Here is a 17,129-nt window from a genome sequence, read left to right as displayed (position 1 = left end):
TATGATGTAATATAAAAGAACTTATTAAAAAAAATTTGGAAAGTAAACTTAGTTTTATCAGAACCCCCTCCAACAAACAGATTATAGAAATATTAATTTATAATCATTGTAAATCCTTTCCGCATATTCTATTGGTATTGATGACTAAAACCAAATATTTTCATCTTCCTTCATTATCAAGATTAAATCTAAATCAGTTTAACAAAGAGATCACCACTTTAAAATCATTAAATGGTAAAAATATTTCTGATTCCTTATTGAAATGATAAGAAACAAACCTAACTCTGTCATTTTTTTTATCATAATTATTGTAAAAGTAACAGGCTTCTTGTTTCATTTCTGGACTCTCTATAATATCAAAAAGTGGAATCAACTCAATTGGAGTTCCTTCATTCCCATGAATCAAATATTTCTTTGTTGAATCCATTGGCGTGCGAGTTTTGAGTTCCTCATTTTTGAAAGGTGCCCTTGTGCTCATGAGTTTCTTAACTTTATAATGGAAAACCCCATTTTCATATCTAGTTTCTCCAGGTAAAACTAAAGAAATATTATTATAGGCGTTTGATATCAACTTACGAACTTTTAAAACCTCATTGCGTAAGATACACAAACGTTCTTCATAATCTTTAGGACTGACTATGGGTCCATGCCCTTCCCACTGATTACGATAGTTTACTACTTGATTTAATATATTATAAAGCTTTTTGTTAGTAAGCATATTGATAAAAGCTTTTTCAGGGTTCCCCAACAACTTAAGGCATTTTTTAGATTTATCATTATCTTCTAAAAGCCTTCGAACGTTTTTAGCAAGACAACTTCCAAAGAAATTCCAATTACCAAAAGCCGGTTTGAGGTACCAACCCTGAAATCTGGGATCGGGGCTTTTGCACCGATTGAATTCTCTTTTATAAAACTCTTTATCTGATGATAAAGCGCTAACCATTAAAGCAACGTTAAACTCAGAAAGGGCTTCAAAGAAATGTATCAAATATTTTACTTTGTGTTCATTATTTGAATCAGTTATACAAGCCCACAATATTGAAGCTAAGGGGAAAGGTAATGATTCAATCCACTGATCAAAAGGAACACCTTTATTGAAATTAAGATTAGTTTGCTCTTTATCTTCTTCAGATAACTCTGTTTTAAACTCTTTTTCAGTTAATTGTGGGCCAGTTTCAGTAAATACTTCTAATAATTCTTGGAAGCTTTTAAGATCATATTTACTGAATTTTTCTTCGTCAACATATACAAAACCATATTTAACATTTGATTGCAGGACATTTATGTCTTTGCACCATTGTTCAAGTCTTTTTAATTTTAGCACATCATCAAGGTCTTCTTCCCCTTTGGTTTCAATGATATAAATTTCATCTTCATTTCGTTTAACCACAAAATCAGGGTAATAATTTGAAATTTCACCTTTGTGGTTTTTATAATCAATTTTAAAGTGAACTGCAAAGTAATTTTTCACATATGATATTATATCATCACATTTTTCCAGAAATTTAGCGAAGTTTAATTCAAGGAGACTATCCCCAATTATCCTGTTGAATGGACTTTTTTTAGGGACTAAATATTCTCTTTCTTTTGTAACAAACGGTCTACAATCACTTATTTTTATATAGTCCCTTATTTTGGCTTCCCCATGATCTAAGACTGTCAATTCATTTATTTTTTTCTTAAAAGTCTCTGTTATGGTTTTTCTTGCTTCTAGTTCCGATAAATTTCTTAAAACATTTGGATCCTCAAGATCTACTTCTTTATAAAAGAGATAGTATTTTATGAACTCTTTTACTTTACCATAAATGAGATCATAACCACTGAATATTTTAAGTTCATCCATTATGACTTGTGCAAAGTATCCAATAATGCCCCTGTAATCTATTGCATTTCGGTCTAGTTTGGTTTTATGTTTAATTTTATTAGACAGAATATCTCTGAATACTATTTCACGCTGTTGTTCCTCAGTGAACTCTTTTATTTTTAATTTTTTAGTATTAAATCTTGAAACATTTAGGTCTGAAATGTTGTTGTATTCCCTGTAAATACGTGGTGTGAGAATTGGTATTTGAATATCCAATTCGTTGATGTCTTTTTTTAGATTATCATTATCTATTTGAATTACAAGTGGTGCTAACGGTTTTGTTCCATGACCCATAGGCTTGTGAGTCAATTCAACACCTTCTTTCTGTATAGATTCAACGAATTCCATGAAAGCATCCGTTCCAATGACACTAACCATTTCCTGGGCTTCTGGATCCCTGTACATCCTTCTTAATCCCCTACCCAAGGTCTGTTCTGGCAATATTTTTCCTTTAGATGCAAAGGCCCTTAAACCTACAATTGTAGTTACATTTCGGACATCCCATCCTTCCTTAAGGACTAAAACTGAAACAATTGCTTTATATCTACTATTAGGATCATCTATTTCATTTGCAGCTTTTCTCAATTCATCTAATTCTTTTTTCTTCTTACCCGTGCTTGATTCTGATATTTCACCATTCTTTTTGGTGTGAATTACCAAAACAGAATCTTTAAGGTCAGGATATCTATTTTCTAAGTATTGGGCTACTTCGTCACAGTTTCTAGTATCATCAGTCATTACAAACATGACAGCTTTTTTACCAAGTTCTGCATGTTCTTCATAAACTTTCTCCCATTCAAGATATCCTAAATCAATGTAATCTTCATATTTCTCAGAATATTTGGCACTTTTTTTAACACTTAATTTTTTTCTACTGGCTTTGTCAGGTAAAACAGGAAGTTTAACTATATGCTGATGTATAGCTTCCACTAAAGGATAATCTGAAACTGTCTGGACAAAAATAGATCCATTGGAGTGTTTGGGAGTTGCCGTGAAATCTACTTGCATTGAAAGTTTACTACCCTTCTGTAAAAGACGATTATGAATCTCTTGAATAGATTTGAACCATGCCAGATTTTTATCATGAATATGGTGAGCTTCATCATTTAATATCATTAATTCATCGATATCCCTGACAATTACCCCAAGATCAACTTTTGAATCTGTTGTAGAAACAACAGCTTTTTCACCGAGGAAATAATCCATTGTATTATCATCTTCAATGGAAGGAGAAGTCTGGTTACTGGAAAAAACTCTATGGATATTGGTTAAAAATATATTTCCAGTTTTCCTAACCATATTCACATTGTCTTGGATATGTAAAGTGAGTTGGAAATCATCATGCCAGTTATGACCATTGTACCCATTTTCAGGAAGTACAGGATCATTAAAAAATATTTTAAGTCCATCGAAATCCGATCTGATTCTATCTAAAACAATTATATTTGGTGTTATCACAAGAAAGTTCCTTGCCAATGTTGAATCTGCTTCATAAAGCCTGTGGAAATATGACCAGGTAAGTATTAAACTCAAAACCTTTGTTTTACCACTTCCTGTGGCCATTTTAATGACAAAACGCCTCCAACTTTCATCAAACATACTCTCCGTAAGTACTCCACTACTATCAAACCGCAAAAGATCATATTTGTCTTCCACTTTAACAATTTCATAGAGATAAATTATGGTCTCTACAGCTTCCCTTTGGGCGAAGTAATATCTGAAATTAATCATACCCTTCTTTGAATGCATTAAATGTTCAGTTTCAAACCAGTACTGAAGTAAAGATTTACTGGTATCACTTGCACCATTATAATCAGAATCTCTCCATTTTTTAACTTCTCTTCTGATTTTATCGACAAGCGGAGGTATTAATTGCCCGTAAAATTGATCCCTAAAATGTTCATCGGCAGGTAACCACCTTTTATCAGGATCAAGAAATTCATATGGTGATTCAGGGAAATCTTTATGTAATGCCATTATTTGCCACTTCCTATGTTAACTGGGATTATTTTCATGGTATCATTACCAAATATATCAACTACTTTGACAGCTATCTTTCTCCTACCTGGTTTAACTTTCTTAAAAACACTTTTAAGTTCAATATTACGATTTTTTCTTGTTCTAAATGATTGCCATTCGTTTTCAAATATATAACCTCCAGTCCATTTTTCTTTAATTTCACCTTTGTCAATTATTGTGATGATCTCTTTCTTACTCTCAAAATCAAAATCTACAGACCAGTAATCGATCCAATCTGTCCATTTTTCAGTGAGCTTTTTGCGTTTTAGAGATCCATCCCTGTTGTAAACTTTTATAACCTGGCCATTCTGAACTATAACTTCACTACTATTCTTTTTAAGGCGGGATTCTACTTCTTCTATTGATCCTTGATTATAAAAAACAGAAAAATCAGTTAATTCAACCGCAACAGCATTTTCTTTTACTTGTGGACGTGCCTCAATGTATGCAACATCATGAAAAACCACTTGTCCTTTTTCAACAGCTCTCTTATCAAAAACATCACGTGGAATATATTTTAAACCTAAATCAATTCCTTTACCTTTGGCTTCTTCCTGTATGTTTGGGAAAAGACCCATTTCAAATTCAAATCCAAGGACGTCTACCTTGGTTATACTTTTTTCAAGGCACTCACCAATGATTTTATCCACAAAAAGCCTTGAAACTGGCAAATTCACTGGTCCAATAGCTACTAAATGAGCTGATTTTTTACCATGAAATGTTCTGAAACCTTCAATAGGATGAGCACGATAAGCATATAAAATAAGCTTTATAAATTCCTCTTCTTTTTTTGCTAACTGTTTTTGTTGCTCTTCCTCTCTTAAATTATGATTAATACCCACGTAGTGTTGTCTCTCATATTTTCCCAAGTTCAATATTTCAAATGCCCTATAATCTTTGCTTGATTTTTTAAGCTCCCTTTGAGCATTAATCATTCTTTTTCTTGTTGTATGAATAGCAAATTTACCAAGGTCCGAACCTATCCATTTTCTGCCTAATTTTTCAGCTGCTGCAAGAGTTGTTCCAGAACCACAAAAAAAATCTGCTATAATGTCCCCTTCATTGGAAGATGCTTTGATTATCCTTTCAAGTAACTTTTCAGGTTTTTGAGTAGGATAATCAACCTTTTCATTTAAATTTTTGGGATCAACTGCTTTAATTTCCCATACACTATCAATTGTATTTCCAACTAGCTTTAAAATCACATCTTGAGGTCCCGGTTTTCTATGGTTTTCTTTCACAAATCTCTTGTAATAACCATTAAACCTTGAATCTGTTTTAGGGTAACTTGCACCAGTAATCTCATTATTATCATTTAGGTATTTTGACCAACGAGTGAAATCAATCGTTTGCTCAACATTTTCATCTTTCAGCAATTTAAAAATGGGATTTTTAGATTTGGAATATAAAAAAATTGAATCATGTTTTCGGGGGAAATAATTTTTTACTTGACCTTGATATGTTTGGTAATGCCAAATAATCTCATTTCTAAAATTATCTATATCGAAAATCTCGTCTAATATTAATTTAATGAAATTATTAACTCTCCAATCACAATGAACATAAATCGAACCGTCTTCTGCAAGTAAATCTCGCATTAATATCAAACGCTCATAAATCATTGCAATAAAACTATCTGTGCCCTTTCCCCAAGTGTCACGATAGGCAAGTTCCTCAAGAACTCCTGGTTCTTTTGTAAAAGAATTTCCTTCACCTATATCGATCTTCATGGAAAAATCAGCACCCACATCAAATGGTGGATCAATATAAATGAGCTTTATGCCTCCATTTCTTTCTATTTCTTCACGTAAAGGGCCATTTTTGAGACTACTTAAAATTAACTTGTTATCTCCCCATATTAACTTGTTTGTCCAACCTGCAAGCTGTCTTCCTCTGCTATCAAAAAGAGTTACTTGTTTATCGGTTTTAATTCCTTCAGCTCGAGGTTCATCAACCTGTTCTATGACTTGAAACGGTAAAACAACATTAGAAACTTCATTTGTCTTACCGTTCCAAACGAGTTCAACTTCTCTCTTATCTTCGAAAAGTAAAAATCTATATTTTTCAGGTAATGGCTTTCCTTCTTCCAAGTAATGGTTGATGTCCCGTATTTCATTGTCTGTTAAATTCATTTTATCGCCTAAATTTGGGTTATTTGATCAAACGTTTCTTTATTTTTACTAAAATTTAACATCAATTATAATAATTAAATATCATTTATATGGTTCTTAATTTATGAATATACTCTAAATATGTGTTTGGTGTGAATATATATAGCATTTACTATTACAATCAAGCTTAACAATGAATAATACAGTAAGATAAAAAGAAGAAGCCTAAAATCATTATTATCTAGTCTGATTGATAAAATTCCTCATTTTTTACCATTCGTACCACCAATCTATTTTTTATTCCAAATTATAAAAAGTTTTAAGTATTTAATACAATGTTAATTAAAATTAGAAAGATTAGAGCTGGAAAAAGGGGATATGAATGTTAAAAAATTACATTGAACAAATTCTAAAAACTTATAAAACTGCTCGCAACGAAAATTTTACGCAACATCCTATGGCTAAACTATTAAGAATTGATTTTCCAAAATACCTTGAAAAAATCGTTGGTAATTCTAATAAATATAAATTTTCGGGTTCAGCAGGAAGAGGAACATGGACACATTGCCCATGGGTAGCAATACTCGATAAACATATTACAGAAACAGCTCAATCAGGATTTTATCCTGTTTATCTATTTAAAGAGGATATGGAAGGGGTTTATTTATCTTTAAACCAAGGTACTGATAAACTAAAAGAAACCAAGAAATCTAAGACAAAAAATATCTTAAAAATACGATCACAAGAATTTAGGGATAAACTAAATAAATTAACCAACATACCTGACGATTTTTTAGAATCAATTGATTTAACAACTAATAATAATTCAAATGCTCCATTCTATGAAGCCGGTAATATCTATGCAAAATACTACAGTTTAGAAGACATACCATCAGAAGAAAAGCTTGAATCAAATTTGAAGGAAGTTTTAGAGATGTATGATCTACTAGTTTCAGAAAATAAACCACTTAAAATAATTGAAAGTGAAAGTGAGATATCAGAAAGTCAGGAAAAGTTTCTGAAAATTTTCAAAGACACTGCAAATAAAGTTGTGAATGGTAAAGCTGGTTTTCAAGGTGGCCAGGAAGAAGGAAATTTCTATTGGTCGAATAAACTTGGAATTTGGTTATGTTCTAGAAAGATTGAAAATAGTAGATATTGGAATGGTTTTGGAATTGAAGAGCCTAAAGAAGATTCAGGTCATACAATTACATGTGAAATAAATTTCCCAATAAGAGGAATTAAAAGATCGGTAGCTGGAGCATTTGCAAAGGATGAATCAGGAAATGTTTATGTAATTCATAGGGGCAAATTAGGTGGAAATTTTGCTAAGAAAGATTTTGATGAAAACTATGAAGGGGAATGGACTTCAGTTGAAGATGGAGATGTAAAAACTGATGTTGTTGTAATTGGAAAGTTAGATGACACAAAACTCCCTGAAAATGTTCGAGACTTTGTTTATGAGATTGATAGAATAAAAAAAGGCAAACCTGAACCAATTATACCACCAAATACATCATTTTATGAACACTTAATCAAATCAGGTTATTTCTTTGACCCAAAGATAGTTGAAAATTTCTTATTATCTCTAAAAATAAAACCATTCGTTATTTTAACTGGTAATTCTGGTACTGGTAAGACCAAATTAGCCCAGCTTTTTGCTCAATATAACTCTACCAAATATAATATTGTTCCTGTTGGAGCAAATTGGACTGAAAACAGGCATTTACTTGGATTTTACAACATCATCACCAAAGATTACCAAGAAACTCCTGCTTTAAATTTAATTATGGGAGCTTCAAATAACCCAAAAACTCCACATTTATTAGTTTTAGATGAAATGAACCTTTCCCATGTTGAAAGATACTTTGCTGACTTTTTATCTGCAATGGAAAGTGAAGAAACCATACCTTTACATTCAAATGATGATAAAAAGATTCCGGGAGAGTTAGAAATACCTAGAAATCTTTTAGTGGTTGGTACCGTTAACGTTGATGAAACAACGTATATGTTCAGTCCTAAGGTTTTAGATAGGGCTAACACCATCGAGTTTTCCACTTCTCCTGCTAAAAATTACATGTTAAACAATTATAAAAACACCAATTTAACTGGAGATACTGAATATCTTGAAAATCCTTTATCTGATCTTGAAACTAGGAATTACAGAGTTCAAGAATTAAAAGAAAGATTAAATGATGTCAAGATCGATGAACAAGTCTACCTTTGGGATATTTTAGCAGATGAAATTAACAAATTCCAGGAAGTTCTGGGCAAAGCTGGTTTTGATTTTGGTTTCAGGGTAATTGATGAAATTTTGCGTTTCATGTATGTTGCTTGGGTTTATGATGGTAAACCCGAAATTTGGGACAATTGGATGCGTTATTTTGATGCACAGATTAAACAGAAGATGCTTCCAAAGCTGCACGGGTCACAGAGAGTTCTTGAGAATGTTTTAAAGGAACTCTTCGAACTTTGTTACATTGAAGCCGTAGATCTTCCACCACATAAACTTGGAGATATCCAATCAGAAGAAACAGTTAAGTATCTTTCCTCTGCTTTGAAGATTCAAGAGATGGATAAAGTATTGTACGAGCAAAGATATGTTTCATTCATAAATTAGGGGCTTTTTTAATGGTGGAACAAAGAGTTCTTATAAATCTTCAGGATAAAAAAGGGAATGAATTAGGTCTTTTAACCATAAGTGCTGTTAAAGATAACCTAAACTATCAAAGATCCCTTAAAAAGGGAATTATGACCTTTGAGAATATTCCTTTAGTTGAAAAACCGGATGATAAAACACCAATACAGTACTACTCCAATAAAGAGGTTAATGGTCTTTCTAAGTTAATGCTTCTTGAAGAAACTAAGTATCAGATCTTATTTGAAACCAAACTTCAGTTTAAAGAGGAACCTAATGTTTTTCAAACCATTCAAAGGAGTGAAACTAAAATATTTGAGGAATTAAGGTTCAAAATTGGATCCGATGAAAGTTACAGGTGTGCAGGAATTCTCAATTTTCACAGCTACGTTGGAAAGTCATTTTTTGATGTTGAAATAGATGGTGTTGAATCAGTTCCTTGTCCCTTTGAGGTTAGATCCAAGAAGATAAATTATTATGAACACTATCCTGCCATGATTGCAGATCTATCTGAAGTTGCCTCTGGAATAATCTATGAGATGGATTCACCTTTATCTCAAGACCTTGAATTTTACAGAAAGCCTAAAGAAACATTATATGAAGATTTCATGTTTTTGGAGTATTTATTCAGGCTAGAAAATCTTCCTACAGCCTATGAGTACATAAAAAGAAACATGTACAGTCTCTTGGAAAGTTACGTGGAAGTTGTTCCTGCAAGTTTTGCATCAAATTTAGGGCCTTCAGAAATGTTAGATATATTATCACGCCCTGATAATCTTTTTAAAACTGAAGATATACCAAGTGATTGGCCCAGTAGTTTAAATGGATACGTTCCAGATACTGTAACCCAAAGATATTATCACGAAACCATAGACACTCCAGAAAATCGTTTTCTCAAATATTTCTTAGAGTTACTGGATAAATTGATAGACGATCTCATCGAAAAACTTTTAGAACTTAGAAAAGGTGGTTACGTTCTTTATGAGCTTTATAAGTATCAAAGAATAGTTCAAGACTACTTATCAGAAAAATGGGTGAAAAATGTTGGTAAACTCAATTATTTACCCCTAAATTCACAAGTTATACAAAAAAGAGAAGGTTACAGGGACATATTCAAGTACTACATTCAATTTGAATTTTCCTTTAGACTCCAGTGGGAAGAGGTAGAGGATCAAATCAAGGGATATGAACGTAAACTAAGTGAATTGTATGAATATTGGTGTTACTTCAAGCTTGTAAAAGTTTTAAACAAATTAAGCAATGAAAAATTAGTTTACAATGATATATACAATGTCAGTCCAGACAAATGGTCTATAAAAGTTAAAAGAGGGCAAGATTCCCTTCAAATATTTAGCATGGACTTTAATGGAAATAAAATTAAATTTGATGTATAATCGTCTTTTTTCAAATAATACCAAATATAAATCTTATTCATTGCCATTTAGGCCAGATTATACCTTATTCATAGAATCTGATGGTGAAACTTATTTTGTTCATTTTGATGCTAAATACAAGTCTGAAGGAAAGATCTTGGAGTTTTATGAAAAAATTGGTTCAAAAAAGCTTCCATCTGATGAGATTTATGAAATTGAAGATGAAATTGTAACTAAAAGGGATGAGGAAGAGCAAATTTCTCGTAAATATAAATATGGAGATATTTACAAGATGCACACTTATAAGGATGCAATACTTTACACTGAGGGAGCCTACGTTTTATACCCTGGAGATGAGGAAAAAATATTCCAGGAGATTTATTCTGAGCCAATTCCATCTGTTGGTGCCTTTCCCTTAACTCCTGGTGAAGATGGTGTTGAAGAGGATAATTTAAGTTTATTTATAAAGGCTATTTTAAAAAATATTTTGGAGAGATAACTATGAGCGAAAAGAACGATACTATATGCATAATACCCTGAGGAAGCAAGAAAATATGGGATAAAGAACCTCAAAATGGGCCAACAAAAGCTAAATATGTGTATATAGGTCCATTTACAACTAAATGTCGTGAATATGCTGAGAAGTTTTATCCCAAATCTTGGTGTATACTCTCAGCAAAGTATGGATTTTTATTTCCAGATGATATTGTACCTGGCACATACAATGTGAGTTTTAATAATAAAAAATCTTGTCCAATAACCTTAGATGAACTAAAATCTTCTAAATCAACCAAAGAACTGGATAAATATGATAATATAGTTGTTTTAGGTGGCAAAAATTACACTAAGATGGTTAGTGATATTTTCACAGATAAAAAGGTTTATAATCCACTTAGTAAATGTAAAGGAATTGGTTTTATGATGCATGAGCTTAATGAATCCCTTAAAAATGATATTCAACTTAAATGAAGATTATTTAGATCATACTTGTGGAACCAAAAAAAATGGAATGAAAAGCCCAAAAATATCAAACTTCGTCTAAAAGTAAACAATTCAATAGAGAACATATATAAGCTAAGTTGAAATATAGAACTATTTAACTGCACATAACCTTTTCAATAAAAGTAACAAAGCAGGAAAATGAAAATAGGTCGGGTTTCAATTGAAAAAATGGATACTTGTAACAACTAATGTATTAGACTGGTTTAGTTTAGAAGAAGAGGATGAACTCAATAAACTAATTAAAAATGATAGACCGGACCCAGGAGATATTGTTTTAATATACAAATCCAGCCCCCATAAGAAAATTGAGTATATTTACAAGTTAAAAAAAAATAGTGCCTACGATAAGTTAACTCTAAGAAAGGAAGACCGGATTAAACTTAAACATCCTCCAAGTTTTCAGGACCTTAAAGATGGAAACTTCTTTGAAAGTGAGATCAAACGTTTTAGAGAAGGAATTGTGGAGTTAAATCCTGCTAGCTGGAACATTTTAAACAACATCATTAAATCTAAAAATCCCTCCCAGGTTGAAAAGATCAATCAACTGCTTGAAAATGAAGATAAAAGTGCAGATACTGAAGTTAAAAAATATTATAAAAAAGGTTTGGCCTGTTTTAGATATGGAAACTACCCAGAATCTCTTAAGTATCTGGACAAGGTTACAAATTTGGATCCCACATGTCCCAACGCACATTACCATAAAGGTGAAATATTCGAGAATATAAGTAACTTATTTTCTGCTATAGATTGTTATAATAAGGTTTTAGATATTGATTCAAACTGTATTAATGCTCTTCACCGTAAAGGAATATGTTTCCGAATATTGAATAAAATAGATGAATCTAACAATTGTTTTGATGTAATTTTAGATAAAAATCCATTGAATGTTCCTGTTCTTCTTGATAAAGGCTTTAATCTTTTTACCTTAAAAGATTATGAAGGTTCAATTAACATCTTTCAGAAGGTACTGAAACTTGAACCTATGAACCTTGATGCACTCCGATCAAAGGCCAAATGCCAGAAAGCAATGGGAAATTATTCCAAGGCAAGAGAAACCTATGAACAGATTTTAGAACTAGATCCCAAAGACTCAGATTCATGGTACTATCATGGATCTACACTTTTAAGGGATAAAAAATTACTAGAAGCAGCATTATCCTATGAAAGATGTGTAAAACTGGATAATAAACATTATGAAGCTTTTTACAGTCTTGGAAATGTCTTATTCAATTTAAAGGATTATTCCAAAGCATTAGAAGCCTTTGAGAATGCAATTGAATTAGCACCCCTTTCAGCAGAAGCCGGGACATGTAAATCCAGGGTTCAAGAAAAAATTGAACCTGAAAAAGCAGCTGAATCACTTGAAAAAGCCATTCAAATTGATCCACAGAATATTAAAGTTTTATATACTCAAGCTAAACATTTTAAGGCACAAAATAACACTAAAATGGCTTTAGATGTTTTAAATAATATTATTGAGATTAAATCCAATTTTTCTCCAGCATGGCTACTCAAAGGAAAGATCTTGATGGATGATGGAGAATATGCAAATGCCCTGGAAAGCCTGGAATTTTCAATAGAGATAGACCCTGAAAATCCATTAACCTGGCTTGGAAAGGCTGAAATGCTTAAAATTATGGAAAAATTTGTAGAATCCCTTCTCTATTATGGTAAGGTACTCCAACTGGACCCTGAAAATGTCCATGCCCTATTAGAAACAGCAAACATACTTGGAATTAAGGGAGATTATGATGAGGCCCTGAAGTTCTGTGAAAATGCTGTGAAGATCAATCCTGAAGATCATGAATTATGGAATGTTCAAGGAATGATATTTAAATGTTTGGAGAGAAATGAAGAGGCTTTAGAATGCTTTGATGCTGCTTTAAAATTGAATTTTAATTTTTCGGATGCTTGGTCAAATAAAGGTTCTGTTCTTTTAGAGGCAAAAGAAGAAGATCAAGCTAAAAAATGTTTTAATGCAGCTTTAAAATTAAATCCACTTGATACTTATGCCAGAACAAAATTGGAGAATATGGAGAGATCAAAATGAATGAAAAAAACGATTTTTATAGGGAATATAATCTTATAAAAGCTAGAAAAAACCCTTCAAAAATAAATTTGGCCCAATATCAAAGAGATGCCCAAACAAATCTTAGGAATTGGTTTGAAGAAGAAAAAACTGGTAACAAAGGCGGTATTTTAGTTTTACCAACTGGTGGTGGTAAAACATTAACTGCAGTTAGATTTTTATGTCAAGGACCTTTATCTAAGGGTTATAAAGTTCTTTGGTTAGCACACACACATCATTTATTGGAACAGGCTTATTATAGCTTTGGACCTCATGAAATAGATCAAAATAAGGGTTTTGAAATTGGATTCATTGAAGAACCGAGGGAAAATCTCAATGTTAGAGTGGTATCTGGAACTAAAAACCATTTCAATATACAACAGATAGAAAGCACAGATGATGTTTTAATAAGTACGTTACAAAGCGTAAGTAGCGGATATAAACGAAAACAACCTCATCTAATGAAATTTTTAGAATCTGCTGAAGATAAACTCTTTGTAGTTTTTGATGAAGCACATCAATCTCCAGCTCCAAGTTATCGCAACCTCATTCTTGAGTTAAGAAAACAATTTTCACAGATGTATCTTTTAGGACTTACGGCAACACCAACATATTCCGATGAAAAAAAGAAAGGTTGGTTAAAGGAACTATTTCCACAGGATATCATTTACCAGGTTACATTAAAGGACTTGATGGCACAAGAGATATTAGCTGAACCAATATTTGAAGATCCAAATACAGAATTTAAACCTGATTTTGAAAAAAGAGAGTATGAAAAATGGATTGATACTTATTCAGATTTACCTAAAGATATCATAAATCAACTTGCTGATAATAGGGGGAGAAATCAGTTTATTGCACGTGCATATGCTGAGAATAAGATTAAATATGGTAAAACCATTATTTTTGCAGATAGATGGAATCAGTGCGTTCAGTTATGTGAATTTTTACGAAAAGAAGGAGTCAAAGCAGGGACCATGTTCAGTCATGTTCATCAAACAGGTACGGGTAGGGTTATAGGTGGTGGAGATGAAAATTCAAAGGTTTTGGAGAGGTTCAAAAATGATGAACTTGATGTTCTAATTAATATACGTATGTTAACTGAAGGTACGGACGTTCCAGATGTAAAAAGTGTTTTTTTAACGAGACAAACCACCAGCAAAATTCTTTTAACACAAATGATTGGAAGGGCGCTTAGAGGCCCTAAATTTGGTGGAACAGACTTGGCTTATATTGTATCCTTTGTTGATAACTGGAATCAAAAGATCAATTGGGCGGAATGGGATCCGCTTGATGAAGGTGGTACTGGTGGCACAATAATAAATCCACAAAAAAGACCACCATTACAGCTAATTTCAATTGATCTTGTGAGACACCTCTCCAGAATAATGTTCCAAAATAAAGGCCTTGAAATTGGCCCATTTTTAAAGAACATGCCCCTAGGATGGTATCAAACAAAATTTTATACTCTCTCTAAAAATGAGGATGATTACATAGAAGTAAATCGTTTAGTAATGGTATTTGAGAATGAAAAAGAGAGTTATGAAAAATTTATGGATCATTTGGAATCTTTGGACCTATCTGACTTTGAAAGTGAAGAAATTAACGTTGAATCAAAATCCGATGTTTTGAACGAGTGGGTTGAAACTTTTCTTGATCCTGAAAATAGCTATGACGATGGATTAGAAAACAACATATTCAACATTGTATGCCATATAGCTCAAGGGAAAGAAAAACCACCATTTTTCGAGTTTGAGGATAGAAAGAATCATGATATGGATCAACTCGCTCGGAAATATAGGAGTATACAGTTATTTGAGGTTAATGATAAATTAAAACTTGAATTTGAAAGGGAAGATAGATACTGGGATACGATTTATCCAAACTATGATTCTTTTATTAACCAGTTTTATGCATGTGTTCGCAGACTGAACGAATTAACTGACGGCATGCCCGATGATGTCTATGTTAATGGGGAAAGTAAGAATAATGAATTGGATAATGAAACCAAAATTGAAGTGAAGAAAAGATATCCAAACTGTCTTTCATGTGGAGAAAAAAACAAAATGCTCCTAGAAGTGGATCATGTCAATCCCCGTTACTTCGGAGGAAAAGATTCCATAGATAATCTGCAAACTCTCTGCAGATATTGTAATAGCACAAAAAATACCATGGAAATTGATTTCAGGAACAATACAACACCCTTAAAACAAGCCCCGGAACAGTTGAGATATTTCAATCCTCCACAAAGCCATAATCACGAGGATGAAACCTGGAATAAATACATTAAAAGAATCTTCAACATGTTTTACTGCGCCAGTGCCGTGAAACATTCAAATATGGACTCAAATGGTGAATGGAAAGTTGAACTATATTCTGGTAACGATCCTAAATGGATAAGGCCATATTTAAAAGGTTTGACCAATGAAATTATTGATAATCGGAGAAATTTGGGTTTGAAAGGACCTGAAAAGATAATTGTGATTTAAAGAGGGTGTAAAATTGCAAGATCTAAATAAAAATGAAATTGAAAGTAAAGTTTCATCTTTAAATGGAAACTGGGCATTGTTAAATACTCTTAAATTAGAGAAGGTTTTTGAGTTTGAAGACTTTAAAGAGGCGTTAGAATTTGTTAACAAGGTAGGTGAAATTGCTGAAGAGGTTCATCACCATCCTGACGTGCAGATTTCATATGGTGAAGTTATCCTGAACATATTTACCCATGATAAAAATGCCATTACAGATTTAGACTTTAAATTGGCGGAAAGAATAGATTCCATGGGATCCAACAATGATGAAGAAGTTTTGGGTAATATGAATGTGCTTAAAAATGGATCCGATTTTGAAAAAAGGAAAGCTACTGTAAGGTTAGGTAGATTAAGAGATAAAAGATCCATAAATTTATTAATAAAAGCCTTAGATGATGGTGACAGATTCGTTCAAAAGGCTTCTGCCCGTTCTTTAGGTAAAATAGGGGATGAAAAAGCTATTAAACCATTGATTCGAATTTTAGGTTTTGTTGATCCAGAATTTCGTTGGGCTGCCAAAGAGGCTCTTGTGGAGATTGGAAAAAGTTCAGAGTATGATCTAATTTCTGCACTAAAATCAAAAAATTATCACCAGCGTGAAATGGCAATAGAAGCTTTAAGTGAAATTGAAAGTGAAAAAGCTGAGATTCCCATAAAAAAAGCCCTTTCAGATGAGGAAAGCACAGTTCGTTGGAGAGCTGCAAGAGCTGTCTCTAAATGGTACGATGAAAAATCTGTGAATACTCTTAAAGAGTTAGCTCAAAAAGATCCAGACCGCAAAGTTAGAGATGAAGCAATTAAATCCCTTAAAATTGTAGAATCTGAGGTAAAAAATCTATTTAATGACTTTGAAAAACATTTAGAGTACATAAGTACGGATATTAAGAGTAAAAATATAAAAGGTGGTAAATCATTTAGTTCTCCTGAAAAAACATTTTTCTCAGCTCACTTTTTCAATCCCTACAAAATTAGATTTTACATTTATCAAGGCAACAAGGGAATAGAAGAGTTAGATAGTATGAAAGGTGATTCTCAATGGGGTGCTATTTACCTCCAAAAGGAAGGGGATCTTGAAAAAGTACTTGAAGCTGTTAAAAAGTCTTATATAATTACTAAAAAAGACTTTAAATAACTTCATTCATTTTTTTATCCATTCCTGCACTGAGAAACATGTTCATTGTGAACTTATCGAATCCATTATCAACCAACATTTTTACCACTTTACGATTGTACTTGTCATGTTCATCTTCCAGTCGCTTCTGTTCTACAGGATCCTCACTGATTTTAACTATGCTGGAGAGTGTTAGGAGGGACTCTTCCCTACCATCTGCATACATGCGCACATGTGAATCCCCTGTCATTCTATGAGTTGCGTAGTAATCCAGATACTCACCAGTTTCATCTTTTCCAAAGCAGTACTGAATTAGCCAGCCAGAATCTTGGATATATCCCCCACATCTATCTTTTATGTCTTTTTCAGCAAAGTAAACCCCCAATGACCAAAACGCCAGGCAAAATTATCTGCA

10 protein-coding genes are annotated in these 17,129 nt (G+C 32.5%); 7 read left to right on the top strand and 3 right to left on the bottom strand.

Annotated elements, in window-relative coordinates:
• Positions 1–193: 193 nt before the first annotated feature.
• Together MSWAN_RS04185 and MSWAN_RS04180 are read right to left on the bottom strand one after the other, a co-directional pair.
• Positions 194–3,841 (bottom strand): DEAD/DEAH box helicase family protein, encoded by a 3,648-nt coding sequence (locus tag MSWAN_RS04185; protein WP_013825362.1) that lies wholly within the window; start codon positions 3,839–3,841, stop codon positions 194–196.
• On the bottom strand, positions 3,841–6,015 hold the full coding sequence (locus MSWAN_RS04180; protein WP_013825361.1) for a site-specific DNA-methyltransferase: 2,175 nt from the start codon (positions 6,013–6,015) through the stop codon (positions 3,841–3,843). Before MSWAN_RS04180 ends, MSWAN_RS04185 begins: the two co-directional genes overlap by 1 nt.
• 361 nt (positions 6,016–6,376) lie before the next feature.
• Between MSWAN_RS04180 and MSWAN_RS04175 the strand changes: the two genes are divergently transcribed.
• The 7 genes from MSWAN_RS04175 (at position 6,377) to MSWAN_RS12230 (ending at position 16,735) form a co-directional block, all read left to right on the top strand.
• Complete coding sequence (locus tag MSWAN_RS04175; RefSeq protein ID WP_013825360.1) at positions 6,377–8,614, top strand: MrcB family domain-containing protein; 2,238 nt, start codon at positions 6,377–6,379, stop codon at positions 8,612–8,614.
• A gap of 11 nt (positions 8,615–8,625) precedes the next feature.
• Complete coding sequence (locus MSWAN_RS13105) at positions 8,626–10,026, top strand: restriction endonuclease-like protein (protein ID WP_265101175.1); 1,401 nt, start codon at positions 8,626–8,628, stop codon at positions 10,024–10,026.
• Positions 9,998–10,504 carry a nuclease domain-containing protein gene (locus MSWAN_RS13100; protein WP_265101174.1) on the top strand — a complete coding sequence of 169 codons (507 nt, stop codon included), beginning with the start codon at positions 9,998–10,000 and terminating at the stop codon, positions 10,502–10,504. Before MSWAN_RS13105 ends, MSWAN_RS13100 begins: the two co-directional genes overlap by 29 nt.
• Before the next feature lie 53 nt (positions 10,505–10,557).
• Positions 10,558–10,974, top strand: a complete 417-nt coding sequence (locus MSWAN_RS04165; RefSeq protein WP_394295801.1) for a DUF6884 domain-containing protein — start codon at positions 10,558–10,560, stop codon at positions 10,972–10,974.
• 193 nt (positions 10,975–11,167) lie between these two features.
• A complete protein-coding gene (locus MSWAN_RS04160) occupies positions 11,168–13,057 on the top strand; it encodes a tetratricopeptide repeat protein (protein WP_013825358.1) in 1,890 nt (629 codons plus the stop codon).
• Complete coding sequence (locus MSWAN_RS04155; protein WP_013825357.1) at positions 13,054–15,564, top strand: DEAD/DEAH box helicase family protein; 2,511 nt, start codon at positions 13,054–13,056, stop codon at positions 15,562–15,564. Before MSWAN_RS04160 ends, MSWAN_RS04155 begins: the two co-directional genes overlap by 4 nt.
• Positions 15,565–15,577: 13 nt before the next feature.
• A complete protein-coding gene (locus tag MSWAN_RS12230) occupies positions 15,578–16,735 on the top strand; it encodes a 4a-hydroxytetrahydrobiopterin dehydratase (RefSeq protein ID WP_013825356.1) in 1,158 nt (385 codons plus the stop codon).
• Here the strand turns inward: MSWAN_RS12230 and MSWAN_RS04145 are convergent.
• Positions 16,728–17,099, bottom strand: coding sequence for a hypothetical protein (locus MSWAN_RS04145; RefSeq protein ID WP_013825355.1), 372 nt, complete (start codon positions 17,097–17,099; stop codon positions 16,728–16,730). The genes MSWAN_RS12230 and MSWAN_RS04145 overlap by 8 nt on opposite strands.
• Positions 17,100–17,129 lie beyond the last annotated feature (30 nt).

It is taken from the genome of Methanobacterium paludis (genome assembly GCF_000214725.1).
Lineage (GTDB): Archaea > Methanobacteriota > Methanobacteria > Methanobacteriales > Methanobacteriaceae > Methanobacterium_C > Methanobacterium_C paludis.
This window is presented reverse-complemented; position numbering and strand designations above follow the sequence as displayed.

Excerpts from the sequence above, each read along its gene's own strand:
- MSWAN_RS04185 (WP_013825362.1), bottom strand. The coding sequence starts at position 3,841 with ATGGCATTACATAAAGATTTCCCTGAATCACCATATGAATTTCTTGAT.
- MSWAN_RS04180 (WP_013825361.1), bottom strand. The coding sequence starts at position 6,015 with ATGAATTTAACAGACAATGAAATACGGGACATCAACCATTACTTGGAA.
- MSWAN_RS04175 (WP_013825360.1), top strand. The coding sequence starts at position 6,377 with ATGTTAAAAAATTACATTGAACAAATTCTAAAAACTTATAAAACTGCT.
- MSWAN_RS13105 (WP_265101175.1), top strand. The coding sequence starts at position 8,626 with ATGGTGGAACAAAGAGTTCTTATAAATCTTCAGGATAAAAAAGGGAAT.
- MSWAN_RS13100 (WP_265101174.1), top strand. The coding sequence starts at position 9,998 with ATGGAAATAAAATTAAATTTGATGTATAATCGTCTTTTTTCAAATAAT.
- MSWAN_RS04155 (WP_013825357.1), top strand. The coding sequence starts at position 13,054 with ATGAATGAAAAAAACGATTTTTATAGGGAATATAATCTTATAAAAGCT.